The sequence below is a fragment of the Bradyrhizobium sp. P2_E8 genome, from assembly GCF_056403875.1.
Map to the genome: position 1 here is coordinate 1 of NZ_JBFUES010001400.1, position 1,461 is coordinate 1,461.

1 protein-coding gene and 1 pseudogene are annotated in these 1,461 nt (G+C 60.9%); both read right to left on the minus strand.

The features are described from left to right. Positions 1–78, minus strand: a pseudogene (locus AC1D00_RS40820) (response regulator); the annotation flags it as partial. Positions 79–189: 111 nt separating this feature from the next. Beyond that, positions 190–984: a Spy/CpxP family protein refolding chaperone gene (locus AC1D00_RS40825; protein WP_477014606.1), complete on the minus strand. Its 795-nt coding sequence runs from the start codon at positions 982–984 to the stop codon at positions 190–192. Between the last annotated feature and the right edge of the window lie 477 nt (positions 985–1,461).

The following is a 1,461-nucleotide window of genomic DNA, read 5'->3' on the forward strand; positions in this document are numbered from 1 at the left end:
CTCCTCCACCATGTCAGCCATCATCATCCGGATCAACGCCTCGTCTTCGACCAGGAAAACGGAGAGTCTGTCCGCCATATCAACCCCGCAGTCAGCTTGCGAAGCTAACCATACCCGAATTACGGAGAGGATTCACGAATTCGTGGCGGGCGCCGTTAATTCGGACGCCGGCGATCCGATTCAACTTGATCAATCCAACCCGCGCTCGTGGCTGAGGCGTACCATCTCCTGGATGAAGACCTGCTTCTGCTTGTCGTCGAGGCTCGAATAGAGCGGTTCGGCGGCATCGGCGACATTGCGCTGGTCGGCCGCCCGGTCGATCAGGAACTGCGCCTCGTTGCGCATCTGCTCGATAATGTCGTCGGGCGGATCCCGCTTGGCGCGCGCAACCCGGAGGTTGAGCCGCTCTGCACCATTATGTCCAAGGTAGTGCATGGCGCTGGAGAACCCGTACCAGTGCTTCTCCTGATCAGAGGTGAGATTCAGCTCGGTCTTGATCCGCTCGATATAGGAATCGCTGTTGGCGACGATCTGCTCGGCGCTCTGTTGCGGCGCGCCGCTCTGGGTGAGGACCGTGACATCCTTGTTGTCCTGCGGCGCATTCTTGGCTTCCTTGCTCGCCTTGGCACCCTTGCCCGCCTTGGCGCTCTTGGCTTCCTTGTCCTTGCCGGCGCCCTGCTGCTGCTTGGCGTCCTTGTTGGCGTCCTTGTTTGCGTTTGCGTCCTTGGCCGCCGGCGCCTGATTGCCGTTGTTGCCGACACCGAGCACGCCGGTGAAAACGCCGACCACGCCGCCGATCGCACCGCCGAGCACGCCACCGACCGGACCCGCCGCCTTGTTCCCGGCTGCCGCCCCCTCCTGAACGCCTTTGACCAATCCTTGAGCGTTCGCGACTGCGGCTGCGCCGAGCAGCAGCGCGAGCACGGACCCCAGCGCGAGCCATCGTCGCAGGTAAAGCCGCGTTGGCGGCGCCGGGTTGATCATTCTCGTCTCCATCGTCGAACTGATTGGCCTGTCCGGGTGGAAGCCACCCGCCGGTTGCAACACTACCGTTTCCGCCGCTTCGAGGTCCAGACGCAGCCAATTGCTGTCCACGCCCGAAAAGTCTTTCGCGCGAAGCGGTTATGCAGGCTTATTCGAAACTGCGGCGTAATTGCGCACGGATCGTTCCAGGCCGGTTCGCGTTACGTGTGCGTCGCAAAAGGAGCAGCCGCGGCTCACCTCCGGCGCGTGGCACCAGAGGCGCTGCCACGCTTTCGGGCACAACGTTAGTTCTAGACGATCGCCATTCGGGCTTTCTCGACAGACGCGATCAATCATGATCTGATCGCGCTACCAATTTGCCGCGCTTCGCGTGACTTGCGATCGAAGCTGACGGCACCAACGAGAAACGTTCGACAAGAATTCCAACAAGAAACGCCAACAAGAAAATCAGGAGCAAAACTCGGAAGAGTTTAAGAG

What these genes read in the sequence shown, in the direction of transcription:
- AC1D00_RS40825 (WP_477014606.1), bottom strand. Translation starts at nt 984, where the DNA reads ATGATCAACCCGGCGCCGCCAACGCGGCTTTACCTGCGACGATGGCTC.